This is a genomic window from Methylotuvimicrobium sp. (genome assembly GCF_050611805.1).
In the GTDB taxonomy this organism is placed as follows: domain Bacteria; phylum Pseudomonadota; class Gammaproteobacteria; order Methylococcales; family Methylomonadaceae; genus Methylotuvimicrobium.
Genome location: NZ_JBNGHF010000058.1, coordinates 1 through 25,464, shown reverse-complemented (window position 1 = coordinate 25,464; position 25,464 = coordinate 1). Strand labels below are relative to the sequence as shown.

Annotated in this window: 24 protein-coding genes; 13 read left to right on the top strand and 11 right to left on the bottom strand. The window is 49.6% G+C overall.

Features of this window, described 5'->3' with window-relative positions:
• Positions 1 to 323: 323 nt before the first annotated feature.
• The 5 genes from ACRJJO_RS19175 to ACRJJO_RS19155 form a co-directional block, all read right to left on the bottom strand.
• Positions 324 to 1,544: a type II secretion system F family protein gene (locus tag ACRJJO_RS19175; RefSeq protein WP_431067210.1), complete on the bottom strand. Its 1,221-nt coding sequence runs from the start codon at positions 1,542 to 1,544 to the stop codon at positions 324 to 326.
• A 2-nt stretch (positions 1,545 to 1,546) separates the two neighbouring features.
• Positions 1,547 to 3,265: a type IV-A pilus assembly ATPase PilB gene (pilB, locus tag ACRJJO_RS19170; RefSeq protein ID WP_431067209.1), complete on the bottom strand. Its 1,719-nt coding sequence runs from the start codon at positions 3,263 to 3,265 to the stop codon at positions 1,547 to 1,549.
• A 136-nt stretch (positions 3,266 to 3,401) separates the two neighbouring features.
• Positions 3,402 to 6,212: a valine--tRNA ligase gene (locus ACRJJO_RS19165; RefSeq protein ID WP_431067208.1), complete on the bottom strand. Its 2,811-nt coding sequence runs from the start codon at positions 6,210 to 6,212 to the stop codon at positions 3,402 to 3,404.
• Between the two features lie 65 nt (positions 6,213 to 6,277).
• Entirely contained in the window at positions 6,278 to 6,706 is a 429-nt protein-coding gene (locus ACRJJO_RS19160; protein WP_431067207.1) for a DNA polymerase III subunit chi, read from the bottom strand.
• A gap of 11 nt (positions 6,707 to 6,717) precedes the next feature.
• Positions 6,718 to 8,205 (bottom strand): leucyl aminopeptidase, encoded by a 1,488-nt coding sequence (locus ACRJJO_RS19155; protein ID WP_431067206.1) that lies wholly within the window; start codon positions 8,203 to 8,205, stop codon positions 6,718 to 6,720.
• Positions 8,206 to 8,401: 196 nt separating this feature from the next.
• Here ACRJJO_RS19155 and lptF point away from each other — a divergent pair, with 196 nt between their 5' ends.
• Together lptF and lptG are read left to right on the top strand one after the other, a co-directional pair.
• A complete protein-coding gene (lptF, locus tag ACRJJO_RS19150; protein WP_431067205.1) occupies positions 8,402 to 9,538 on the top strand; it encodes an LPS export ABC transporter permease LptF in 1,137 nt (378 codons plus the stop codon).
• Positions 9,535 to 10,602 (top strand): LPS export ABC transporter permease LptG, encoded by a 1,068-nt coding sequence (gene lptG, locus ACRJJO_RS19145; RefSeq protein WP_431067204.1) that lies wholly within the window; start codon positions 9,535 to 9,537, stop codon positions 10,600 to 10,602. Before lptF ends, lptG begins: the two co-directional genes overlap by 4 nt.
• Positions 10,603 to 11,004: 402 nt before the next feature.
• Here the strand turns inward: lptG and ACRJJO_RS19140 are convergent, their stop codons facing one another.
• The gene (locus ACRJJO_RS19140) at positions 11,005 to 11,418 is read right to left on the bottom strand and encodes an RDD family protein (RefSeq protein WP_431067213.1); all 414 of its coding nucleotides are present in this window, start codon (positions 11,416 to 11,418) and stop codon (positions 11,005 to 11,007) included.
• A gap of 43 nt (positions 11,419 to 11,461) precedes the next feature.
• Complete coding sequence (locus ACRJJO_RS19135) at positions 11,462 to 11,641, bottom strand: hypothetical protein (RefSeq protein ID WP_404357745.1); 180 nt, start codon at positions 11,639 to 11,641, stop codon at positions 11,462 to 11,464.
• A gap of 324 nt (positions 11,642 to 11,965) precedes the next feature.
• On the opposite strand from ACRJJO_RS19135, the gene pcnB reads away from it, so the two are divergent.
• The 5 genes from pcnB (at position 11,966) to panD (ending at position 16,237) form a co-directional block, all read left to right on the top strand.
• Entirely contained in the window at positions 11,966 to 13,360 is a 1,395-nt protein-coding gene (pcnB, locus tag ACRJJO_RS19130; protein WP_431067212.1) for a polynucleotide adenylyltransferase PcnB, read from the top strand.
• A gap of 18 nt (positions 13,361 to 13,378) precedes the next feature.
• Positions 13,379 to 13,879 carry a 2-amino-4-hydroxy-6-hydroxymethyldihydropteridine diphosphokinase gene (gene folK, locus ACRJJO_RS19125; protein WP_431067203.1) on the top strand — a complete coding sequence of 167 codons (501 nt, stop codon included), beginning with the start codon at positions 13,379 to 13,381 and terminating at the stop codon, positions 13,877 to 13,879.
• Positions 13,880 to 14,698: a 3-methyl-2-oxobutanoate hydroxymethyltransferase gene (panB, locus tag ACRJJO_RS19120; protein ID WP_431067202.1), complete on the top strand. Its 819-nt coding sequence runs from the start codon at positions 13,880 to 13,882 to the stop codon at positions 14,696 to 14,698.
• Between the two features lie 2 nt (positions 14,699 to 14,700).
• Positions 14,701 to 15,552: a pantoate--beta-alanine ligase gene (gene panC / locus ACRJJO_RS19115; protein ID WP_431067211.1), complete on the top strand. Its 852-nt coding sequence runs from the start codon at positions 14,701 to 14,703 to the stop codon at positions 15,550 to 15,552.
• Between the two features lie 304 nt (positions 15,553 to 15,856).
• Positions 15,857 to 16,237 (top strand): aspartate 1-decarboxylase, encoded by a 381-nt coding sequence (gene panD, locus ACRJJO_RS19110; protein ID WP_341326212.1) that lies wholly within the window; start codon positions 15,857 to 15,859, stop codon positions 16,235 to 16,237.
• A 768-nt stretch (positions 16,238 to 17,005) separates the two neighbouring features.
• Here panD and fliW read toward each other — a convergent pair.
• The 4 genes from fliW to ACRJJO_RS19090 form a co-directional block, all read right to left on the bottom strand.
• The gene (gene fliW / locus ACRJJO_RS19105) at positions 17,006 to 17,467 is read right to left on the bottom strand and encodes a flagellar assembly protein FliW (protein ID WP_431067201.1); all 462 of its coding nucleotides are present in this window, start codon (positions 17,465 to 17,467) and stop codon (positions 17,006 to 17,008) included.
• 85 nt (positions 17,468 to 17,552) lie between these two features.
• Positions 17,553 to 17,804: a hypothetical protein gene (locus ACRJJO_RS19100; protein ID WP_431067200.1), complete on the bottom strand. Its 252-nt coding sequence runs from the start codon at positions 17,802 to 17,804 to the stop codon at positions 17,553 to 17,555.
• A 127-nt stretch (positions 17,805 to 17,931) separates the two neighbouring features.
• A complete protein-coding gene (locus ACRJJO_RS19095; protein ID WP_431067199.1) occupies positions 17,932 to 18,852 on the bottom strand; it encodes a vWA domain-containing protein in 921 nt (306 codons plus the stop codon).
• Complete coding sequence (locus ACRJJO_RS19090; RefSeq protein ID WP_431067198.1) at positions 18,852 to 19,436, bottom strand: MxaK protein; 585 nt, start codon at positions 19,434 to 19,436, stop codon at positions 18,852 to 18,854. The genes ACRJJO_RS19095 and ACRJJO_RS19090 overlap by 1 nt, the downstream gene beginning before the upstream one ends.
• Before the next feature lie 175 nt (positions 19,437 to 19,611).
• Between ACRJJO_RS19090 and ACRJJO_RS19085 the strand changes: the two genes are divergently transcribed.
• The 6 genes from ACRJJO_RS19085 to ACRJJO_RS19060 all read left to right on the top strand — a co-directional run bounded on the left by ACRJJO_RS19085 (position 19,612) and on the right by ACRJJO_RS19060 (position 25,269).
• Positions 19,612 to 19,773, top strand: coding sequence for a hypothetical protein (locus tag ACRJJO_RS19085; RefSeq protein ID WP_431067197.1), 162 nt, complete (start codon positions 19,612 to 19,614; stop codon positions 19,771 to 19,773).
• The gene (locus ACRJJO_RS19080) at positions 19,770 to 20,639 is read left to right on the top strand and encodes a 5-bromo-4-chloroindolyl phosphate hydrolysis family protein (RefSeq protein ID WP_431067196.1); all 870 of its coding nucleotides are present in this window, start codon (positions 19,770 to 19,772) and stop codon (positions 20,637 to 20,639) included. Before ACRJJO_RS19085 ends, ACRJJO_RS19080 begins: the two co-directional genes overlap by 4 nt.
• A 27-nt stretch (positions 20,640 to 20,666) precedes the next feature.
• Positions 20,667 to 21,797 carry a toxic anion resistance protein gene (locus ACRJJO_RS19075; protein WP_431067195.1) on the top strand — a complete coding sequence of 377 codons (1,131 nt, stop codon included), beginning with the start codon at positions 20,667 to 20,669 and terminating at the stop codon, positions 21,795 to 21,797.
• A gap of 791 nt (positions 21,798 to 22,588) precedes the next feature.
• Complete coding sequence (locus ACRJJO_RS19070) at positions 22,589 to 24,442, top strand: type II secretion system protein GspD (protein ID WP_431067194.1); 1,854 nt, start codon at positions 22,589 to 22,591, stop codon at positions 24,440 to 24,442.
• Positions 24,443 to 24,450: 8 nt separating this feature from the next.
• On the top strand, positions 24,451 to 24,870 hold the full coding sequence (locus ACRJJO_RS19065; RefSeq protein ID WP_431067193.1) for a tetratricopeptide repeat protein: 420 nt from the start codon (positions 24,451 to 24,453) through the stop codon (positions 24,868 to 24,870).
• A gap of 201 nt (positions 24,871 to 25,071) precedes the next feature.
• Positions 25,072 to 25,269 (top strand): hypothetical protein, encoded by a 198-nt coding sequence (locus ACRJJO_RS19060; RefSeq protein ID WP_404357766.1) that lies wholly within the window; start codon positions 25,072 to 25,074, stop codon positions 25,267 to 25,269.
• Positions 25,270 to 25,464: the final 195 nt, after the last annotated feature.

Below are 25,464 nucleotides of genomic sequence, written 5' to 3'. Positions count from 1 at the left end.
TTCACCTTTCACCTTTCACCTTTCACCTTTCACCTTTCACCTTTCACCTTTCACTGCTAACTGCTAACTGCTAACTGCTTAAGATTTGGTCATAAATAACTTCCCTATTTTTAATGAAAGGTAAGGAACGAGCATGAAATAACTTCGACAACTTCTGGGAGGGGGTTCGGTGGCTCGATTGACAGGTGTCGGCGGCAGGGAAAGCCGCCGTCAAGCCTACACGGATGTATTCACGGCGTCCTGTCAAGCGAGTTACCGAACCCGCTACAAAACTCATAGCTCCAGGAAGTTATTTTTCACGAAATCCTTACTGCTAACCAACCCTAACCCACTGCCGCGCCCATTTTAAAGATCGGCAGGTACATCGCAACGATCAAGCCGCCGACCAAGACACCCAGCACCGACATGATCAACGGCTCCATCAAGCTGCTGAGATTGTCTACCAAATTATCGACCTCTTCTTCGTAAAAATCGGCAACCTTGCTCAGCATCGTATCGATCGAACCGGATTCCTCACCGATTGCGACCATTTGGATCACCATGTGCGGGAACAAAACGGTCTGCTGCATGGCAAATTGCAAGCGTTGGCCGGTCGCAACATCTTCGCGCATCTTCAACACGGCATCGGCATAAATGATGTTTCCACAAGCCCCCGCTACCGATTCCAGCGCTTCGACCAATGGGACGCCGGCAGCGGACATCGTCGACAGCGTTCTGGAGAAGCGCGCGATGGCCGATTTATTCAAGATCAACCCGACAACCGGTATTTTTAGTAAGGTTCTGTCCAGAAAATGATTGAACGGCCTTGAGCGTTTATGGAAATAATTAAACGTATAGACAATCGCTACGATACTACCGACCATTATCCACCACCATTCCTGCATCCATTCGGAAAGATTGATAACCATCTTCGTGAAAGCGGGAAGATCGGCTCCGAAGCCCTGAAACAACTCTTCAAACACCGGCACAACGAAAATCAGCAAAATGGCGGTGACGACAAACGCGACAACCAGCACTGCAATCGGATAGGTCAACGCTTTTTTGATTTTTTTCTTGAGCGATTCGGTTTTTTCTTTATAGGTCGCTATTTTATCGAGCAATGTCTCAAGCACCCCAGCCTGCTCGCCCGATTCGACCAGATTACAAAAAAGTTCATCGAAATAAATCGGTCTTCTTTTCAGCGCTTCGGCCAAAGTATCGCCGCCTTCGATATCCGCCTTGATGTCTAGTAACATCTTTTGCATACTGGGGTTTTCATGGCCTCTCCCGATGATATCGAACGATTGTACCAACGGCACCCCCGCTTCGAGCATCGTCGCGAGTTGCCGGCTGAAAATAGCGATATCGCCTGGCGTAATGGCTTTGACACGCGTGCCGAACAAAGGCTTGGGTTTTTTCTTGACGCTAATGACGCGCACGCCCATTTTGCGCAATTCGCTCCGCGCAATCGTTTCGGATTTCGCGGAGATGTCTCCCTTGGTGCGTTTCCCGCTTTTATCTTTGCCATCCCAGATGAAATCAATTTGTTCGACTTGTTCAGACATAATTACTCCTTAGTGACCCGGTCGATTTCTTCCAGGCTAGTGATGCCTTGACAGACTTTTTCAAGACCGGACGCGCGCAGGTCGTTGATGCCTTCGGCTTTGGCTTGTTCGGCCAATTGCATGGTATTGCCGCCTTCCAGAATCAGTTTCCGCATGTTTTCGCTGATCGGCATAACCTGATAAATGCCGACCCGTCCTTTGTAACCGCTAGTGCAATGTTCGCAACCGGCAGGATTGGCCGTAAAAATTTTAATCTTAGCTAGATCTTCTTCTTTGAAACCGGCAGAAATCAACACCGAATCCGGTAAATCGGATTTGACCTTACAATATTCGCATAAGCGTCTAGCAAGACGTTGAGCCATGATCAAATGTACCGCCGAAACTATGTTAAACGGCGGCACGCCCATTTGCACGAGTCGATTTAACGTTTGCGGCGCATCGTTAGTGTGCAGCGTAGACAATACCAAGTGGCCCGTTTGTGCGGCCTTGACAGCAATCTCGGCGGTTTCCAAATCCCGTATCTCACCGACCATGATGATATCCGGATCTTGCCGAAGAAAAGCCCTCAAGGCACCGGCAAAGGTTAACCCGGCTTTTGGATTCATATTGACCTGATTGATACCCGGCACCGTAATTTCAACCGGATCCTCGGCAGTCGATATATTCCGTTCGACGCTATTTAGCAGATTCAAGCCTGTGTAAAGGGTAACGGTTTTACCGCTACCTGTAGGCCCTGTTACCAAAACCATACCATAAGGCCGGTTGATCGCCTCTAGAAATCGTTGTTGTTGGACGGGTTCAAAACCTAGTTTTTCGATGCCGATTTGCGCGCTGGTCGGATCGAGAATACGCAGTACGACTTTTTCACCGAACAAAGTCGGACAACTATTGACCCGAAAATCGATTGCCCGATTTTTCGACAACGCCATCTTAATCCGTCCGTCTTGAGGAACACGCCGTTCGGCGATATCCATTTTAGCCATGACCTTGATACGAGAAATAATCCGGGCCGAGATATTGGGAGGCGGACTTGCCACTTCATACAGCATGCCGTCTGCACGAAATCGAATTCGAAAGCTTTTTTCATAAGGCTCAAGATGAATGTCCGAAACCCCTTTTTTAATCGAATCGAGCAAAATTTTATTCACGAAGCGAACGATAGGCGCATCGTCCACATCACTTGCTGCCTCGTCTCCGGCCGGCTCCTGATCGCCGCCGGTAATTTCGAGATTATCCAGATCGGAATCCAGTAAATCGGTCATCGTGGTATCGGCAGCTTCCAGCGACGTCTCGATAGCCTTAGACAATTTATCTTCTTCGACCAGAATCGTGTCGATATTCAGGCGCGTATGAAACTTTATCTCGTCCTGTGCTTGAAAATTGCCGGGGTCGGAAACCGCCAAAAACAACCGGTTTCCGCGCTTAAGCAAGGGTAAAACATGATGCTTTCTGATCAGTTTTTCGCTAACTAAATTGACCGGCAAAGCACGAATATCGAGCGCGTCGAGATCGAGCTGCGGAATACCGAATTCTTTGGAAGCTTTGGCTGTTACGGATTTACTGTCAACCAATTTATTGGTCACCAAATAACTGATTAGCGGTAATTTGGCTTTCTTCGCTGCCTGCATATGCAACTGCATATCCGCCTCGGTAATCAGGCCGGCTTGTACCAAACATTTCGGTAGCCCGCCAATCGGCAGGTCGATTAAATCTGTTGCCATAGATGAGGTTTGAGGTTCAAGGTTCAAGATTCAAGGTTCAAGGTTCAAGGTTCAAGGTTCAAGGTTTAAAGTTTAAGGTTCAAGATATAAGTTCCACCTTGCCCCTTTCTCCTTGACACTTGAACCTTGCCCCTTATTAAAGTGCCTTTATCTTTATCAATTGTGCTTCCAAATTGTTAAGTGTAGATCGTAACTCGATGAGTTTATGTTTTTCTTTATCGACTACCTCAGCCGGTGCTTTATCGGTAAAGGACGGATTATTAAGCTTGCCTTCGATCCTCGGTAATTCCTTGCTGATGCGTTGAATTTCCTTGTTTAATCGGACCGATTCGGCTTCTTTGTCGATCAACCCCGCCATCGGTATCAAAATTTTCATATCGCCGACCAAGGCAATTGCGGACTCGGGCTCGGCATCACCTTGAGTTAGCCATTCAATTTTTTCCAACCGCCCCAACTTTTCCAAATAGCCTCGATTATTCTCGACAAAATTACGGTCCTGATCTAAGCCGTTTTGCAGCAATACCGACAAAGGTTTTCCTGGAGCAATATTCATTTCGCCGCGAATTCTGCGCACACCTAAAATAAAACTCATGATCCAATCGATTTCATGCACGGCAGCCTTATCGATTTGCTCAGCATCGGATTCCGGATATGGCTGAAGCATGATGGTCGCCTCATGAACGCCGATCATCGGCGCGATGCGCTGCCAAATTTCCTCGGTAATGAAAGGCATTAGCGGATGAGCCAACCGCAAAATTTGCTCCAAAACGGACAATAACGATTTACGCGTTCCTCGTTGCTGAGCTTCGCTGCCCGATTGCAGCGATATTTTGGCCAATTCCAAATACCAATCGCAATATTCGTTCCAAGTAAATTCGTATATCGCTTGAGCCGTCAAGTCGAAACGATAAGTCTCGATATCGCGGCGAATCGTTGCGGTCACTTCATTCAAACGGGAGCTTATCCAGCGATCCGCCAGACTATATTCGCAATCGGCATCGTCTAGTCCGTTATCCTGGCCTTCGGTATTCATCAGCACGAAGCGCGCGGCATTCCATAGTTTATTACAGAAATTACGATAACCTTCTGTGCGCGCCAAATCGAAACGAATATCGCGACCGGTCGACGCCAATGACGCGAACGTGAAGCGCAACGCATCGGTACCGAACGAAGGTATACCGTCGGGAAAATGTTTACGCGTCGCGGCTTCGATTTTCTTGGCTAAATGCGGCTGCATCATGCCAGAGATGCGTTTTTGCACCAACGATTCCAGGTCGATACCGTCGATCAAGTCGATCGGATCGAGCACATTGCCTTTTGACTTAGACATTTTCTGCCCTTCGGCATCACGTATTAAGCCGTGTATATAGACTTCCTTGAAAGGTACTTGACCTTGAAATTTCAGGCCCATCATGATCATCCGAGCGACCCAGAAGAAAATAATATCGAAACCGGTCACCAGTACGCTGGTCGGATAATGCTTGGCCAATTCCGGCGTGTTCTCCGGCCAACCTAAAGTCGAAAAAGGCCAAAGCGCGGATGAAAACCAGGTGTCGAGCACGTCTTCATCTTGACGTAGCGGATAGTCGTCGTCCAGCTTATGCACCGAGCGGACTTCCTGTTCGGAACGGCCGACATAGACATTACCTTCGTCGTCGTACCAGGCGGGAATTCGATGTCCCCACCAGATTTGCCGCGAAATACACCAATCCTGGATATTGCGCATCCACTCGAAATAGGTATTCTTCCAGTTATCCGGCACGAATTTTATCGTACCGTTTTCGACCGCTTCGATAGCCGGCTCCGCCAAAGGCGCGACTTTGACATACCATTGATCGGTCAAGAACGGTTCGATCACACTGCCGGAGCGGTCGCCGCGCGGCACCATCAGCTTATGGTCTTCGATTTTTTCGAGCAAGCCCTGAGCTTCGAGGTCGGCAACCACCTGTTTCCGCGCGTCGAAACGGTCCAGCTCGAAATATTTATGCGGTATTAGTTGATCCGGATCGTCCTTGTTATCCCTGATTTGCGCATCGACCGTGAATATATTGATCAGCCCGCCATACGGCAATGCCTGCATGACGCTTTGATCGCGGTGTCGCAACCAGACTTCGTAATCGTTAAAATCATGAGCCGGGGTGATTTTGACGCAACCGGTACCGAACTCAGGATCGACGTATTCGTCGGCGATGATCGGAATGCGCCGCCCGGTCAAAGGCAGTTCGACAAACTCGCCAAGCAAATGCTTATAGCGCTCGTCATTCGGATGAATCGCAACCGCGGCATCGCCAAGCAGGGTTTCCGGGCGTGTTGTCGCGACAACAAGATGACCGGTACCGTTGGTCAGCGGATAACGCATGTGCCATAACGATCCGTTTTCCTCTTCGGATAAAACTTCCAAATCAGACACGGCGGTGTGTAGCACCGGATCCCAATTGACCAAGCGCTTGCCCCGATAAATCAGACCTTCTTCATAAAGCCGAATGAATACCTCGCGAACGGCGTCCGACATGCCCTCGTCCATCGTAAAGCGCTCCCTCGACCAATCCAGCGACGAGCCCATTCGACGCAACTGGCGCATGATCGTCCCGCCGGACTCTTCTTTCCATTCCCAAATTTTCTCAATGAAGGCTTCTCGCCCGAAATCATGGCGTGTTTTACCGTCGGCCTCGACCAGACGTTCGACGACCATTTGCGTCGCGATGCCGGCATGATCCGTTCCGGGTTGCCACAGCGTGCTGCAACCTTTCATTCGATGATAACGCGTCAACGCATCCATGATCGTGTCTTGAAATGCATGGCCCATATGCAGGCTACCGGTGACATTCGGCGGAGGAATCATGATGCAATAAGATTCGCCATCCTGCCGCGGCGCAAAATAATTATTTTCTTCCCAAGCCTGATACCAGCGTTGTTCGATTGAATGAGGGTCGTAAGTCTTGTCCATTTTTATGCGTTGTTAGTATTTAGAAAAATCGGTAGAAGTTGGCTTGGACATTGAAGCCCGGTGCATTACATTTTATGCGTAACGACGGAGAGTCCGGCTTGGCGGTATTGTTGATAGCGTATTCGACCAGGGCTTTTGCTTTCTTCGCTATCGTCCAATATTTCGAGGATGCGTTCGCTATTCATCCAATTATCCGGAATGCGTTTCGACAGATTGATGACTATATCGCGCCAATCGTCGGGTACGCCAAGATGCCCGATCAGAACGACATTGGCCCTATCGGGCGCCATGCCGTTGTATAATTGATGCGGTACAAAGCTTCCGGGTCTGAATGTCCAAAGGAGATCGTCAAGCATTGCACTTTGCTGAGGATCTTCGGTCAATAGGTAGCAAAGCCGACCGCTACGATAGGCTTTTTCGGTTAGTTTACAGGCGAATAAGTGCCTATCGCGTTCGGACCGGGATGCCAAGATGTAAAAACCGATATCGGGCATTGACGCACAGGTTAGGCTCGGCATCGGTCCAACAGAAATTGCGTCAACAAAGGGACAGGCCGTCCGGTCGCGCCTTTGGTCAACCCGGTGCGCCAAGCCGTGCCTGCGATGTCGAGATGCGCCCAGCGGAAGTTTTCGGCATACTTCGATAAAAAACAGGCCGCGGTAATCGTGCCGGCATCCTTACCGCCGATATTAGCCATGTCGGCGAAGTTGGATTTCAGCAATTCTTGATACTCTTCCCAAAGCGGCAAGCGCCAAACACTGTCGCTCGCCGTCTCACCGGCTTTAACCAGATCGTTACAGAGCGCATCGTCATTGCCGAACAAACCGCTCGGCACACGCCCTAACGCAACAATGCAGGCCCCGGTTAGGGTTGCTAGGTCGATAACCGCCTCCGGATCGAATTTTTGCGCATACGTCAGTGTGTCGCACAGTAACAAACGCCCTTCCGCATCGGTATTGAGAATTTCGATCGTTTTGCCCGACATACTCGTCACAATATCGCCGGGTTTATTCGCATCGCCGTCCGGTAAATTTTCCGAGGAGGGAACCAAGCCTACGATGTTCAACGGCAACTGCATTTCCGCGGCGGCCTGTAAAGTCCCGAGAACGCTCGCACCTCCGCACATATCGTATTTCATTTCATCCATGCCAAGCCCCGGCTTCAAGGAAATACCGCCGGCATCGAAGGTCAAGCCTTTTCCGATCAACACGATCGGTTTCCCGTGTTTTTCGCCGCCATGATAATTGAGCGCGATCAATTTGGCCGGCTGACGACTACCCCGAGACACGGACAACAAGGCCCCCATGCCGAGTTTTTCCATATCCGCTTCTTCCAAAATTTCTACGCTCATCGAAGCAAATCGTTCGGCAATGCTTTGCGCTTGCTCGGCTAGATAAGTCGGCGTGCAAATATTTCCCGGCAAATCCGCTAATTGCTTAGCCAGTGAAACCCCGCCGGCAATAGCTTGTCCTTGTATTAAACCGGTTTGGGCATCAGCTTGTTGATTTTCGGAAACTACAATACTGATACGATCGGTCTTATATTCATTTTCGATAACAGTCTTGCAATGCTTGAATTGGTATAGCGCGTCGTCGAAGACTTCGACGATTTGGCGGGTTTTCCAAGTCAAATCGCGCTTCTCAACATTGATTTCAGTCAATGTGCAGGCGGCTGATTTCAATCCTGAATCACGGATGGCTTTTATCGCAGCGGCTAGAGCGTTGCGATAGTTTTTACCGTTCATTTCATCGGACTTGCCAAGACCGACCAACAGTACGCGCGCAAAAGAAGTGTCCGGCAACCAATTAATCAAAGCGGTTTCACCAACTTTCCCTTTGCAATCGCCGCGTTCGATGAATCGGCTTATCAGGTTTTGCGAACACTGGTTTATATGAGACGCAGACGGGGTAAGCGATAGATTTTCATAAAGGCCTACAATAATGCAGTCGGTTTGCAGCTTGTCTAACGGAAGGCTTTCTATAGAATAGTCCATAATGTGCGATGTCTTGATTAGGTGTAATAATTGTAAATAATAAGCCTCAAGCAGTTGAGAGCGCTTTCGAGCATAATTTCGATAATAATGGATTATACAGCAAGCGATTTTTCTACAAAGTGGAAAATGGCTTGTCTGTCTATCGGCATAAGAGTCGGTTTCGACTAGTGTTTGGCTATTTTTAGGAGCGGTTTTTTTGAATACTGATTGGAATAATGGATACAAGTCACGTCATAGGCCGCTAATCACGGTACTGGACAGCATGATCGTGGCTGATTTAACGCGAACGTTAACGGCGGTACTGTCGGTTATCGTCGTAATCATTGTCAGCCGACGCTTTATCAGAATACTGGAAAAGGCTATCGAAGGGGCCATTTCGAACAAAACGCTGCTGAATATTCTGGGTTTAAAAATGATCGAGGCTTCGATTGCCTTTTTACCGGCCGCATTTTTTATGGCGGTATTGATGGTGGTCGGGCGAATGTATCGAGATCAAGAAATGTCGGCAATGTTTTCCGCCGGCGGAGGAGCCGGATCGATTTATCGCTCGGTGTTTATCATGGCATTTCCGCTTGCCGTAATTGCAACCGGCTTATCGTTTTATGTGGGGCCTTGGGCCGAAACCGTCACGAAGGAAATGATGGCCGAGGATGAAAAATCCGCCGATATCCGAGGCATAGCGGCAGGACGCTTCAGCGAATACCAGCATGGCGACCTGGTTTTTTATGTCGAACAGATTGACGACGATGACATAATGCAACAAGTTTTCGTGCAGCACCGAAAAGGTGGCCAAACCGCGATTATCGGTGCCGAAACCGGACGTTTTGAAGACTTGGAAGGCGGTCTATACTTGATTCTTGAGCAAGGCCGCAGAGTCCTAGGCAAGCCGGGAGAAGCAAATTATACGATAGAAGAATTCGCCGAATATGCGGTCAGGTTGGAAGAAAGAAACCGTGCGGTTGTGCTAAACCTAGAAGCCATGCCGACCAAGGAATTGTGGAAAAACAAAGCCCCTAGTGAGTTGGCCGAATTACACCGGCGACTCAGCATACCTACCGGTCTTGTTTTCTTGGCGCTTCTTGCGGTACCACTTGCACAAATCTCCCCGAGGGGCGGCGTTTACGGCAATATGTTCGTGGCATTTTTAATATATTTCAGTTACGGCAACCTAACTCGCATCAATCATAGCTGGCTAGTCAAAGAAAAAATACCGTTATGGTTCGGTGGAATTTGGGTCGATTTGGTCTTATCAATACTGGCTGTTGCGTTACTGGTTAGACTTTATAGTTGGCGTTATGTGCTTATCAAAATTCAGGAAAAGGTAAAATTGTGAATGTATTGACCGGCTATATCGTCAAAGAAGTATTGAAGGGTTCGTTCATCGCACTGGTCTTGCTACTGACGCTATTTAATCTGTTTACTTTTACCGACGAATTAAAATCTTTGGGCAAAGGCAGCTATGGGCTACAAGAAATCTTTAAGTACCTAGCATTAACCAGTCCAAGAGTTCTCTATGAATTAGTCCCGTCTTCGGCCTTATTGGGGAGCCTATTTGTCTTGGGCGCAATGGGCAATAACCGGGAGCTGATCGCGATGCGCGCATCCGGCATTTCAGTGCTCGGCATCGTTAAATCGGCCATGCTGGCCGGCGCTATCCTCGCGGTTTTTGCCGTGGCGGTGGGCGAATTTTTCGCGCCTACTGCCGAGCGCAATGCTCGCATACTGAAAATGAGCGCTTTAAACAGGGACTTCATCGCACAAAGCCGATACGGCTTATGGTTACGTGAAGGATCGAAATTCATCAATGTCCGTGAAATCAAGGATAATGGCAATCTTAGCGAAATCTATATTTACGACTTAGACGACCGGAATTTTTTGCATACGGCAACAACCGCGAGTAAAGCACTTTTTCAACAAGACAAGCAATGGCTATTGAAAAACATCGAGCAAAGCAGCATTTCCACAGAACAAGTCGAGACGGAGCAAATCGAAAGCCGCCAATGGAAATCATCGATCGATCCCAAGTTATTAAATGTCGTCGTCGTTAAACCTGAGAACTTATCCTTGTATGACCTTGCGCTTTATATCGATTTTTTAAAGGATAATAAACAAAAATCAGAAACCTTCGAATTGGCATTTTGGGGACGGGTTGTCAATCCATTCGTAATTTTCGTAATGCTGCTGGTAGCAACGCCTTTTGTCATTGGCGTCAGACGCGGCGTCAGTACCGGTAGTCGAATGATGATCGGTATCATTATCGGCATGAGCTTCAACATTATCGATAAAATTACCGGTCATGTAAGCTTGATCTACCATTTAAACCCGGCATTCATGTCGGTATTACCGAGTGCCGTAGTGTTTTCATTGGCACTATATGCGGTCAGAAAGGTTAGATAATGCGCTTTGGTTAGGCTATGTTCGCGTTAGAAGTTGAAACGGTTCTGTTTCCTACTAAATAAACCATTTAGTCAATAGTCAATGATTGCTTTCCAAAACACTGAGCGTGGAAGAGGGTACGATTACTCGCCTGACAGGACGTCGTAAACCCAGCACCTAAATTCCATAGGTCTTTGGCAATGATTAAAAATCATGGCTTATTTAGGTGCTGGGTAAATACGTCCATGTAGGCTTGACGGCGGCTTTCCCTGCCGCCGACACCTGTCAATCGAGCAACCGCACCCTCCTTTCAACCATTGGCGTAATATTGAAAATAAGAAAGTTATTCAGAGCTGTATTCTGGGGCTTCATGTTGGCTTTAAGTTCAACAGTATCAACTATTAACGCGAACATAGCCTTTGGTTAAGGCTTCGGAACGAAAAATACCGCCGTTCGCGACAACCGGTCGTGCCATGCCCGGTTGTCTTTATCGATTAACACCCAAATGTAGCCTAATCCTAAAACACCCCAGGAAAGTATCGCACCAATAAATCGGATTGCTGCCTGCATCCAAGTGATGGATTGAAAGTCTTCGGTGAGGATTTTGAGATTCCAGGCTTTAAGGCCCAAGGTTTGTCCGCCATGCGTCCAAAACCAACCGAAAAAGAAATAGCTGACCAAGACTAAATAGGCGTGAAAATAGAGATTATCCGAAGCGAATGCTTCGCCATGATTGAAAAGAAGGCCTGCGGCAGTTGCCACAAAAAGAACCGCCAATAGAAGTAAGCCATCGTAAAGCAATGCCGCGATGCGGCGAAAAAAACCAGCCGGCCTTATCTCGGAGCAGCCGGCTTTATTGATTGAGTCGCCGAAAATAACGTTATTCCTTGAACAGCGCCAGTTTTTGACCGAAATACATACTCATTACGGTTAACGCTCCGAGCATTAAAAATGAAAATATAAAAGGCGGTCTGTGAAACAGCAAAATCGTCAAGTCCGTTACAAAAAGGCTGGTTAATAAAGGCCTGTCGATTAAGCCGCTGATGATCTTTTTGAACATGAAATACCTCAATGCTGTTTAAGTTTTATGAACAAGAACTGTTTGTCTCGGAAAAGCGCCAAGCCTAGTACTGCCACCGATTTTACAACAAAATACTAACGCAACTTATTGTTGGCCGAAATTCTACTATATTCAAAAGGGGAAAGTAAAAAGAATCGTGCGGATTGAGCTTGAATTGCTTCAAATGTTATGATTGCGTCATAGAGATGTTTTCACCCGGAAACGGCAAACAATCTTCATAATAAAAAACATAAGACCACACATCGACAGGGTGACGGTTTTCGTAAAAAGTTAACTCGTTATAAGTTACCAAGGACAAAGGCCATTTTAAACTTTTTTAAAAAAATCATTTCCTCGAGCACCGGAACCCCGTTAATACCGGCGAAAGATGACAGTGTTTCACAGCCGGAAGCACCTAGGATTTATTCTCGTTCCGAGCACAATATCTCAAGATCGCAAATTAGCGAGAATGCCTTGAAAGTGCTATACCGACTCAAAAAGTCCGGCTTTGAAGCCTATTTGGTTGGTGGTTGCGTTCGAGACCTATTATTAGGCCGAGAGCCTAAGGATTTCGATGTCGTGACCGATGCCCATCCCGAACAGGTGCGCAAAATTTTCCGCAACTGCCGATTGGTCGGCCGGCGCTTTCGCTTGGCGCATGTGCATTTCGGGCGTGAAATCATCGAAGTCGCCACATTTCGAGGCAATGCCGGAGAAGTACCGGACGACGACCTACTGCTCAACGATGAAGGCAGATTGGTGCGCGATAATATCTACGGTACGATTGAAGAAGATGTCTGGCGACGCGACTTCACCGTCAATTCGCTCTATTACAATATTCGGGATTTTTCGGTTACCGATTACGTCGGGGGCATGGCCGATCATACAACTGGGACATTACGTCTAATCGGTGACCCCGAAATCCGCTATCGGGAAGATCCGGTACGCATGCTGAGAGCGATCCGGTTTGCCGTTAAACTCGGCTTTACCCTGCATCCTGACTGCGAGAAACCGATAGCCGACCTTGCCGAGCTACTGTATCACATTCCTCCTGCTCGTTTATTCGACGAGGCAATAAAGCTATTTCTATCAGGCCATGCCTTACAAACTTTTGAAATGCTTCGCCATTACGGTTTATTTCAAATTTTGTTCCCGGCGGTCGAGCGCAGTTTGTCCGTCGAAGAACAAGGCTTTCCAAGACTCTTTCTGGTCAGGGCTTTGGAAAACTCAGATTCCCGAGTCGCCGAAGGCAAGACCGTTACCGCTTATTTTTTATTCGCGGCGTTTTTATGGGACGCGGTAAAAACCTATGCCGAAGAGCAAATAGAAAAAGGCGTTCCGGAAAATATTGCCTTTCAAGCCGCCGCTAACGAGTTGATTGCCGAACAAGTCAAGCGCATTTCGTTACCGCGTCAGATTACTTTAGCCATGCGCGAAGTGTGGAGCCTGCAACCGAGATTTGAACGAAGACGAGGATCAAAACCCTATCGTTTGTTAAATCATCCGAGATTCAGAGCAGCTTACGATTTTTTATTGTTGCGCATTGAAACGGAAGGCGTGGATCCTGAGCTCGGCGAATGGTGGACCCAATTTCAAGCTGCCGGCGAATCCGAACAAAAAAAAATGACTCAGCCGGCACAAAAATCGAATCGCAAACCGCTTAAGCGGAGTCGACCAAGGCCCAATAAACCGGGCAATACCGATACTGCGAAAGACTAAGATTTTTAGCCTCTATTAATGATGAATAACAACGACTTCGTAACGGCCTTTATCGGTCTAGGCAGCAATCTCGACCGGCCTGCAGAACAACTAATGACCGCCAGACAAACCCTCGCGTCATTACCGACTATAAAGGAAACCGGATTTTCGAGCCTTTACCGCAACCCACCGATGGGCCCTCAGGATCAACCCGATTATGTCAACGCGGTGATGGCCATTACAACATCATTGCCGGCAATCGACTTGCTACGACAATTACAAGCCGTGGAACGGTCTCAAGGGAGGATTCGAACAGGCGAACGCTGGGGCGCCAGAACACTGGATCTTGACCTTTTGCTTTACGGGGACCGGCAAATTGAAGTCACCGACCTCACCGTTCCTCATATCGGCATTGCCGAACGCGCCTTTGTTTTATATCCTTTATATGAAATCGCGCCGGATCTGTCGATTCCGGGGCTCGGCAAACTGACCGATTTAATCGCGAAGTGCCCTAAAAACGACCTATATCGATTGACCTAAGTGAATAATTATTCTTCCGCTTCTCTAAGCAAACCATTGACGATCACCGATCTTCAATCGATGAAGCAGCGCGGCGAAAAAATCAGCTGCCTGACCGCTTACGATGCCAGCTTCAGCGCACTGCTCGATAAAGTAGGCATCGATATCCTTCTGGTCGGCGACTCGCTAGGCATGGTCATACAAGGTCAATCGACGACGGTTCCGGTCAGTATCGAAGACATGGCCTATCATGCCGCTTGCGTGGCTCGCGGTCGGCAGCGGGCATTCGTGATAGCCGACATGCCTTTTATGAGCTACGCCGGCAAGGAACAAGCCGCCGACAACGCCGCTCGATTAATGCAAACCGGCGGCGTACAAATGGTCAAATTGGAAGGCCCGAAAATCGACCTGGTCGAATTCTTATCCGAGAACGGAGTCCCCGTCTGCGGGCACTTGGGCTTGCTTCCGCAATCGATCAATCGCCTAGGCGGCTACAAAATACAGGGGCGCGAACGATCCGCGGCCGACCAAATGATCGCCGATGCCTGCCGACTGGAAAAAGCCGGCGCGGCATTATTGGTGCTCGAATGCGTCCCGGCGATCCTGGCCGAAGAAATCACCCGGCAATTGACGATTCCGGTAATCGGCATCGGCGCCGGAGCCGATTGCGACGGACAAGTCCTAGTACTTTACGATATTTTAGATATCGGCATCGCCAAGCGACCCCGTTTTTCTAAAAATTTCATGCAAGATGCGTCCAGTATCGAAATGGCCATAAAAAATTTTCATGAAGCCGTCAAGCAAGGCGCCTTTCCGGGCGAAGAGCACAGCTTTCAATGAGCCTGTCGACAGTCACAACAATCGAAGCATTGCGCGACACGCTAAAACCGTTGCGAAAAGCCGGCTACTCCGTGGCCTTTGTGCCGACGATGGGCAACTTACATGACGGGCATTTACAATTGGTTAAAAAAGCCAAGGAATGCGCCGATAAAGTGGTAGTCAGCCTTTTTGTCAATCCGACGCAATTCGGTGTCGGCGAGGATTTTGACCACTATCCCAGAACCGAATCGGAAGACGCTAAAAAACTTGATACCATCGGTATCGATCTACTTTTTTTACCTTCGGTCTCGGAAATTTATCCTGAAAACCATAGAACTTCGATCTCCGTATCCGGGTTATCGGACTTGCATTGCGGCAAAACAAGAGTCGGCCACTTCGACGGCGTCGCGACTATCGTTTGCAAGCTATTCAACATCGTGCAACCGGATCTGGCATTCTTCGGCGAAAAGGATTTTCAACAACTGACCATAATCCGCGCATTGGTTAGAGACCTGAACATTCCGGTCGAAATTCGCAGCATCGAAACGGTTAGAGAAGCTGACGGCTTGGCAATGAGCTCGCGTAACGGCTACCTGTCAGCAGAAGAAAGACTTGCAGCCCCCGTCCTTTATCGTTCATTATGCCAGGCGCGCGATCGGATATTAGCGGGCGAACAAAACTACCCGGCGCTTGAAAAAAGGTTTATGCTGTCATTGCGGGAAGCCGGATTACAACCCGAGTATTTTTCGGTATGCCGTCAGTCAAGTTTAATGCCGGCCGGCGCCGATGACATGGAGTTGGTTATACTTGCGGCAGCAAGACTGGGAAAAACCCGCCTGATCGATAATGTTTATTTTTCAAAAACGCCATTATGACCGCGGGCAATCTTCAAGCGATATTTTTATACTTCGCGCGGTCATGTTTTCGGCTTTTATGGCAATATGCTATTTTGTTCGGTAGCAAGGCGCGAAAACAGGCGCATAGCAAGCTATGTAACTGTTTTCGCAAAGCTTCCGCTCCTGCTCACGCCCCTTACCTACATCCATGTAGGTAACGTAGCTACCGGACAAAAGAGCGCGTTAAAAAACCGAAAATGTGGCCGCGCGAAGTATAAGTTGAAGAGCACTCTCTATTAAGCGATAATGCCCGGTTTCTAAAAGAATTTATCTTGTAAATAGTATGCAAACTACAATGCTTAAAGCCAAGCTACACAGGGCGACCGTGACCTACTCCGAATTAGGTTACGAAGGTTCTTGCGCGATCGATAGTGACATTTTGGATCGAGCCGGCATTAGGGAGTATGAGCAGATTCAAATCTACAATATCAATAACGGCGAGCGCTTTACAACCTACGCAATCAAAGCTGAGGCCGGATCGCGCATTTTTTCGGTTAATGGCGCTGCGGCTCGTTTAGCCTGCCCGGGCGACATCATCATCGTTTGCGCCTACGCCATCCTGGACCAACAAGAGCTAGCCGATTACAAGCCTACCTTGCTCTATTTCAATGACAAAAACGAAATCACTCGCTCCAGTCATATCATTCCTATTCAGTCGGCTTAAATTCGGCGCCAAATATACTTAATTGCACATTATATTTCGGCACTTCAGTACCTTCTCCCTCCGGGAGAAGGCTAGGACGAGGGGATAAAAAAACCGAAATTTGATGTGCGACCACTGTAATTTCCCGAAACAATGAGCCTTGCAAGCGGGTTAGTTTACCATACGCATCAAGCTAAAAACGGCCAACCCGTATCACGCTCTTTCCCAAGCCCCAGCTCTCATCGTTATATATTTTTCGCACTTCAAATTTCGGCAGCGCCAGAGTAGGTGCCTGGGTGTCCGGTCGATTTTCGCTCCTGCAAAATCGACATTCACGCCATCCATGGCGTTCATAAAAGCTTTGCCTACATGGACTTATTCACGGCGTCCTTTAGCGGACACCCAGGCGCCGAATTTTGATCTACGACGGGTATACATAAGTCAAAAATTACCCTTTTGCAATCTTAGCCAATGAGACCTCGATACCCTTTATTGTCACTTAACATTAGCGGATCACCTAACGCTAGACGAACCGCGTAGGGTACGCTGTGCGTACCATGGTAACCCCGCGATATTCATGTGCCAACCGAACCGCCAGGGCACGGCTTTGGTACGCGCAGCGTACCCTACAATTTATGTATAACGATGAGAGCTCCAGCTTGGGAAAGACACTCCGGAAGATCCGGCGTCCTGAGACCGACACCTGTCAATCGAGCCCCCCTTCCAACAGTTGTCTAACTTATTTCATGCTCGTTCTTAATAGACTCATGGCTGAGGATAAAGCCTTATCTATGCTTCCGAAAAGTCGATTTCATGATTTTTTTCGGTTAAGGTGATGCTTTGCTCAACTTGAACCAATACTTTTTGAATACCTTTTCTCGAGTTGACATTGATCAGAATCGGCGATTTGATCGAGCCTTTGATGGTAGGCTTACCCGACTCTTCGTCATTTTCGTCGGTATGCAATAGAATCAGTACAGCTAATTCGTCCGGACTACTCAACTCAAGCAAGGTTTGCTCTTCGTCAGTCAAAACAAAACTGTAATTGATATTGAAGTCGACAGGATTGGCCGCGGAAAACGTCAAATCTTCGTCATCGACGGATTGCAACCAAAAAATAATCGGATTATCTTCCTGATGGAAAAGCTTAAACCGGGTTTGATCTTCAAAACCGGGAATGCCTTTCGGAAAAACGATGATAGTATCGGGGTCGACGCGTTGTTCGCCAAGAAATTTTGATTTGATTTCCATGATTATTGCCTGTTGAATTTAAAATAGCCTTTAAGTATAGACCACACTATCGATTGATCGGTAACGAACGCAAACACCGCCGGCTTCATTTTTGATAGTTTTCATAATAGTCTTTTTGAATATCATAAATAAAGCTGTCGGTTCCGTCACGAATGCCATACATTAAATCATAAACGCCTCGCTCGGTATCCCTGATAAATGTATGGATATTACTAAAAAATCCGACCGTCTGCTCACGATCAGGCAAACTGCTTGCAGATTCGCCCCGATGATTACCGGTACAGCCGAAATTGACCGCGCTTAACAAAATCATTACCAATCCGATTATGGGTTTCATACAATTCTCCGACAGTTTGCTATTGTCAAGCAATAACAAAGCCAACTAAAAAAGAACCCCATAACCTATTGATAAAAAATACAATCGTCCTCGCACACAGAAAGAACGCCAACTTTTCGTCACCCGACTATCCCTGATTTTTCTTTTTAGTTCCCGGACGATAACGGCTGGCACCACTCCAAATGAGGCGCCGAACATTGAAATAAGGGCCGCTAAAAATCATCAATGCAATGAGCGCCAAAATCCAGCTTAATTCGTAGCGAACCACTTGCTGCTGACGAAGATCGACGGCCCGCAATGCTCTACTAAGTTGCTCCGGCGTTTCCAGGTGATGATAGTGCAGGCCTGTAATTCCGGCCAAGCGTTGCAGAACCTGTTCTTTAACCGACGTCAAATACTCTCCCGATGAAGCCTGCCCTTTGCGGACACGCCTATCCGCTTCATCGACTTGCCAATAGCCGGTTTGAATGTTGTTTTGATCGTATTTAGGAATCGGAACCGACAATAGATTACCGACCCCGACCAACAAACCTTTAACCTTACCTCGCTCAAGCAGGAATCTCGGCTCTTTGACAGACTCAGGCGTTTGCTGCCCATCGGTAAAAAAAACCAGACTGGGACTTGAAGCGATTTTTGCGGCTTCGCGAAGACTCGTATATAAGCCTCTAGCGATATGACTATCCGCAGCCCAAGCCATGCGCCAATCGATTTTCATTAGACTTTCTTCAATGACCGAATAGTGTTCGCACACTTCGAGCGGCTCGAACAACAAAAAACTATTTTTTGTGGTAAACAGACCCAAACCTACATGCGATTGACAAGGCAAGGCCGATATCACCTCTTTCAAACTTTCCTTAACAAACGAAAGACGGTCCGACGGCATACCGTCGACATGGTAATCGCGCGCATTCATACTTTGCGTGATATCGATGACAAAAATCAGATTATAGCTGTCCTTGCGAAGTGGAATAGTCGGTTTAAACAAAGCAAGTAACAACAAGGCAGCGGGCAACATCAAAAACCAAAGGCGCTTATCCTTAAGCATCATTAAGGCCCGCCTTCCGGAATACCCGGCATAATCGCATGCACGCTACTTTTATGACCTTGCCAGTCGGCTTTTTCCTCTTCCTTGGCGGGCGGACGAATGCGCAGAGCGAATTCAAGATTGTAGCGCGCCTGCCAATGCTCAGGCTCGACCGCCAACACCTGTTTAAAGGCTTGCTCGGCCAAATCCAGCAACGTATTGATTTGCCCATATTCCCAAACACCCTTGGCATTCCATAACTTGGCCGCCTGCTGCAAATAAATCGCGCCCATGTTGTATTTCACATCGACACGAAAACCGGCATCGACAAGCGGCTCTATTTGTAAATAAAGCCGCAAGGCTTGTTGAAAATCCCCTTCCCTATTGAGCTCAACGGCTTTGGCAAAAATAACTTCGGGCGGCAAATTGTCGCCGGCAAGCACAATCGTGTCAGGCTGTCGAATCATCGCATTGAACTTCATCAGCTGTTGCAATTCACTGAGTTCGCGCACAGACCATGCCGCCAACACAAGCAACAGTAACCAAGCCCCTACCGGGTGATAAGAATTCCAAAGCGTTATTTTTTTCGGTCGTTTAAATATCTGCATCATTTGCTTGTCAATTCGATATCGGCGGTAATGCCTCTCGTCTTTTCGGCATTCTACTGTAGATTTAGGGCTTGAAAAACCGCTAAATCGGCGGACCGTCAAAAGCCTGGCAAAGACTCGCCGAAATCTAATATACCGAGGAGTTTGTCAGCAACTTACCGGCTAAGTTAAACTGATGCCGTTTACCCATGCGGAGTCGCCGTTCATGTCAGGTTTTTTCAGAAAATTACTCGGATTCGTGTTGCTGTTGACAACAATAGGCTTGGCAACGTGTCAATCGATGCTTAAAGCCGAACCGGTATTCGATCAACTGCTGCTTTCGCAATCCAAACAATGACGCAAAGCCAAAACTTTCGAAAGCCCAAGCGCTTTACCTCGGACGCCTTGCAAAAATACTCGCCAAGGGGCTTGTTGCTCTATTTTCTGCCGATCGCACTACTGCCGGCAATCGTGATTGCGCTGGCCAAAGGCCATTTGACCGCGATCCTCGTCAACGCCACAGCTTATACCTTGTACCTATTCTCGGCCTGGTGCTTGCGCAAAGGGCTTCAAGCCGAAGCGCGGCATCGACAAAGACCGATGGCCTCAGCAACGAAGTATCCATTAAAATTGCTTGCCGCTATCATTACCGCATTGACGACCGGCATGCTTGCCTGGCTCGGCGCACGGCAAACCTTACCGGTCGCGGCAGCATACGCAAGCGGAGCGTTTTTGGGCATGTTTTTAAGTTACGGTTTCGACCCCAAAGCCAAAAGCACACAAGGCGCTCAGGGCTATTCGGGCGAAGAACTCGGCAAAGCGCTTGCCGAATCTCACGGCATGATTCGGCGTATCGAGCAAGCCGGCAGCAAAATCCGCAATCACGAATTCAATAACCGCATTGAACGAATCTGCGAAATCGCCGACAACATAATCGCCCAAATCGAAGCCGATCCGCGCGATTTTCGAAGGGCCCGAAAATTTCTCAATGTCTATCTCGACGGCGCGATGCAAGTCACCGAAGGTTATGCCAAAACGCATAGTCAACTCCAACTCGGCCAACTAGAACCCGCCCAATTGGAACAAAACTTTCGCAATGTTCTCGAAACGATCGAAACATCGTTTCTGGAACAACAGCAAAAACTGCTTGAAGACGACATTTTCGATCTCGATGTCAAAATCGAGGTATTGACCGCGCAACTCAAACGGGAAGGCATACTGTAATGCTTTCTGACAACACAGGTACCCTCCATGACTGATCAACCTTTATCCACAGCGACCGCAACAGAATCGAACGAGCCGATCCCCGGAATGTCGACAGACATCATTTCCTATCAAGCCGCCCCGCCAGAAAAAAGGGAACAAGTCGAACAATTGCTACAAGAAATCGACATAAACGATACCCATTCGATACTGTTCTTCGGCAGCAAGGCCCAAGAACAACTGACATCGATTTCCGACCGCATGCTCGATGGCGTCAAAAACAAAGACATCGGCCCGGCCGGCAACGACCTCAATGAAATGGTCGCGACACTACGCGGCTTCGATGTCGACGATCTCGATCCGAACAAAAAGCCGAGCTTTATGGCGAAACTATTCGGCAAAGCCAAACCCGTCGTCAAGTTTTTGCAGCAATACGAAGAAGTCCGAAAACAAATCGATACGATCAGCGACAAGCTGGAGCGCCACAAAACCGAACTACTCACCGACATCACATCGCTCGACCGGCTCTATCAAGCCAATTTGGAATACTTTCACACGCTCGAGGATTATATCGCCGCCGGCGAAGAACAATTACGCAGGCTCGATGAAGAAATCATTCCGCAGCGGCAACAACAAGCCGAAGCCGGACAAGAAATCATCGCCGCGCAACAACTGCGCGACCTGCGCTCGGCCCGCGACGACCTGGAACGCCGAGTTCACGACCTACGCCTGACCCGCCAGGTTTCGATGCAAAGCCTACCCAGCATCCGCCTGGTGCAAGAGAACGATAAAGGCCTAGTCAGCAAGATCAGCTCGACGCTGGTCAACACAGTGCCGTTATGGCGTCAACAATTGGCGACCGCCGTGACGATATTCCGCTCGTCTCAAGCCGCGCAGACTGTTAAGGCCGCGACCGATTTGACCAACGACTTACTAACCGCCAACGCCGAAACGCTCAAGCAAGCCAACGCCGAAACGCGCAAACAAATCGAACGCGGCGTATTCGATATTGAAACGATCAAACAAGCCAATCGCACCTTGATCGAGACGATCGAAGAAAGCCTGCAAATTGCCGATCAAGGCAAAAAAATGCGCAGCGAAGCGGTCGTTCAACTACAGGAATGCGAAAATGAACTACGCAAAACGCTCAGTTCTGCCCAGAGCAAGTCGGCGAACTAGGTAACCCCTGGTTCCCACGGGCCTCCGTGGGAACCCATCCCGAGGCCCAGTACAAGCACGAAACACATGCCGGCACGGAAACTCCGGTATGCATTCCCACGCCGGAGCGTGGGAACGAGGCGGACGCCCAATACAACCTACTGCCCTGATAATTCCCTTCCCTGGTTCCCACGGTCCTCCGTGGGAACCCATACCGAAGCCCAGTACAGACACGAAACTCATGCCGGCACCGGAAGCGCCGGTCTGCATTCCCACGCCGGAGCGTGGGAACGAGGTGAAGCTTCCCTGGTTCCCACGGTCCTCCGTGGGAACCCATACCGAGGCCGAGGCCGAGTACAAGCACGAAACACATGCCGGCACGGAAACTCCGGTATGCATTCCCACGCCGGAGCGTGGGAACGAGGCGGACGCCCAATACAACCTACTGCCCTGATAATTCCCTTCCCTGGTTCCCACGGTCCTCCGTGGGAACCCATACCGAAGCCCAGTACAGACACGAAACTCATGCCGGCACCGGAAGCGCCGGTCTGCATTCCCACGCCGGAACATAGAAACGAGGCGGACGCCCAATACAACCTACTGCCCTGATAATTTCCAGCTTACTGTCAATTTAATCTCGAATTCTTCTAAATCTGAATAACGAGACTTTATCCTCAAAAACGCCAGGAATCAGCGGCGTGAATATTCGGGATTTATTCCTAAAGACAAGCCCGATATTACTGACTTACACTATGCGCCCTTATGGGGGAGGGCCCCACGATGCGGTTAGTATTTGCCTGGCGGCTCGTTTTATGAACATAACAAAAATGGGCAGCAAGATTCTTATCAGAGTGTTATTGAACAGATTTAAAAAAGACATCGGACACATAGGCGTCATTCTGCTAATGACGCTCTCGCCGATGACCGCTTTCGCAATGCCTTTCGAAATACAAGAACTGGAATTCAAAGGCTCTAAAGTCACCGACATCATCCGGGTGCTATCCGAGGACGCTCAGGTCAACATCGTCGCGACACCGGAAGCCGGTAACAAAGAAGTGACGGTGTTTTTAAAAAAAGTGACGCTCGAAGAAGCGATACGCGCGATCTGCCGTATCAGCGGCTTGTGGTATCGGCGCGACGACGGCGTCAACGGCACCTACCGGTTGATGACCAAAGAACAATACAGCAAAGACCTGGTCGTCGGACAAGACGACTCGATCCGCGTGTTCCAATTGCGCAATCCGAATGTGATCGCGATCGCGATGGCGATCGAGGATTTGTACGGCAACCGGGTCCAAGTGTCTTACGGCAACAGCATGATGATGGGAGGCGGCTTTGGGGGATCTTCCAGTGGACGGGGAGGCTTCGGCGGAGGCGCTCGTAGCGGCGGCTTCGGTGGAGGCGGTCGTAGCGGCGGTTTCGGCGGCGGCCGATCGTCCAACCGCTTCGGCGGTCGCGTCGGAGGCAGCGGGGGACGCGGTTTTTCGGGCAATTCGCGCTCGGGCGGCGGACGCTTCGGCATGTCGCTAACGCAAAGCGAACAATTGCCCGACGACTTGACGGTCGAACAGATCGAAGCCCTATCCGCGGACGGCGGTAAACAAGTCGAAGGCGAACGGCTATCGCAAATCTCGGGATTAAACAAGATCATCTTCGTGACCGTCAATACCGAACACAACCTGTTGATCGTCAAAACCAGCGACACATCGGTGCTGAAATCGATCGCGAGCCTGGTCGAGCAACTGGACCGCCCGCAAACCCAAGTGATGCTGGAAATGAAGATCATCGACATCAAAGTCGGCGAAGACTTCTCGTCGTTATTCAGCCTCGAATTCCGGGACACCGCGTTCAGCGGCGACAGCCTGAATCCGATCATCATGGGCGGCGCGGCGCCGTTCACCGGCGGAGGCACGTTGATTTACGAGTTTCTCAGCGAAAACATCAAGGCGAACATCGAGCTGCTGGAGCGTAACAACCGCATCAATGTGGTTTCCAAACCGATGATCGTCGCCTCGAACCACCGCCCGGCGACGTTGTTCGTCGGCGAAGAACGCATCATGGTGCGCGGCTACTCGATCGACGCGATTGACAACCTGAATACCACGCGCACGGTGACGACGCCGGAAACCGAGCTGGAAGAAATCGGCACGACGCTGGAGATCATCCCGCACATCAACAGCGACGGCAGCATCCATATTCAATTACGACAGGAAAACGCGACGCTGAACGAAGGCGCGGCGGTGATACCGGTCACCGATAATATCGGCGGCGTCGTCAACCTGCCGGTCGATACGATCACGACCGCGCGACTGGAAGGCGAAATCTTCGCCAAACACGGCTACACGGTCGCGGTCGGCGGACTGATCCGCGACAGCTTTTCGAGAAACCGGCGCAAGGTACCGTTTCTGGCCGACATACCGATAATCGGCAACGTCTTCCGCTCGACGGTCGACGAAGACAGCAAGTCGGAAATGGTCTTGCTGATCACACCGTATATTTTGAACGAAGGCGACGCGCGGGAAACTTACGATCCGACCCGGCAATACCATCAATACGCGCCGGATGCGGCCTACAAGCCGGACCCGTTGCCGGAACGCAGCAAGCCGGCTTTGCCCGAATGCGGCGAATACTGCGCGCCGGCCAAATTGAGAGAGTCGGACTTATGATATCCGGATTGAAAACGCTTCTTATCGCTTGGCTCTGCTTGATACTAAACGGCTGCGCGCATTTCGGCCTGGACTCGGAAGCCGACATCGCGGCCGAAAACTGCTATGCGTATCGTTACGGCGACAAATTACGCCGCATCAACTTCGCGAAGGCATTCGACTGGTGTCACCGTTCGGCGCGCTGGGGCGACGCGAACAGCCAAGCATTGGTCGGCGAACTCCATTATATGGGACTCGGGGGAGAGCGCGATTTGTTTTCAGCCGCGCAATGGTTCGATAAAGCGGCGAGACAAGGCCACGCCCATGCGCAATACATGCTGTACCGCATCTATTCGCTCAGCGACGACCCGGACCAGCGCGAACAAGCGATCTACTGGCTTCAACAGGCCAGGCAAAGCGGCTACAAACTGGCGCTGCAAGTGCCGTAGCACCTCTGGTTCCTGGTTCCCACGGTCCTCCGTGGGAACCCATACCGAGACCAAGTACTGGTATGAGGCTAGTAAGGGTATGGAAGCATCGGTCTGCATTCCCACGCGTAGCGTGGGAACGAGTAGCCATAGAAGACGACAATAGAAAACCTGCCCGCGCAAGACCGAAACGCGCGGCAGCGAGAACAAGAGGAAGGAAAAATGACAGCACAAAACACCGGCATCTTTGCCGAACCCGTCAAAGCCAAACTGAACGAACTGCTCGACGACGTCTTGCTGCATGACGGATTCGGCGACATACGGGTTGAGGTCAAAATCCTGAAGCGCAAGCAGAAAGAAGTCATTCTGCACTGCGGCAAGCAATACCGCTTTGTCGTAGACAGCCCGGTACAAGGCTGAGAGGAGCACCGGGTGCGCCTGGTTCCCACGGTCCTCCGTGGGAACCCATACCGAAGCCGAGTAGCGGCACGAAACTCATGCCGGCACCGGAAGCGCCGGTCTGCATTCCCACGCCGGAGCGTGGGAACGAGGTGGAGACGCCCTGGTTCCCACGGTCCTCCGTGGGAACCCATACCGAGGCCGAGTAGCGGCACG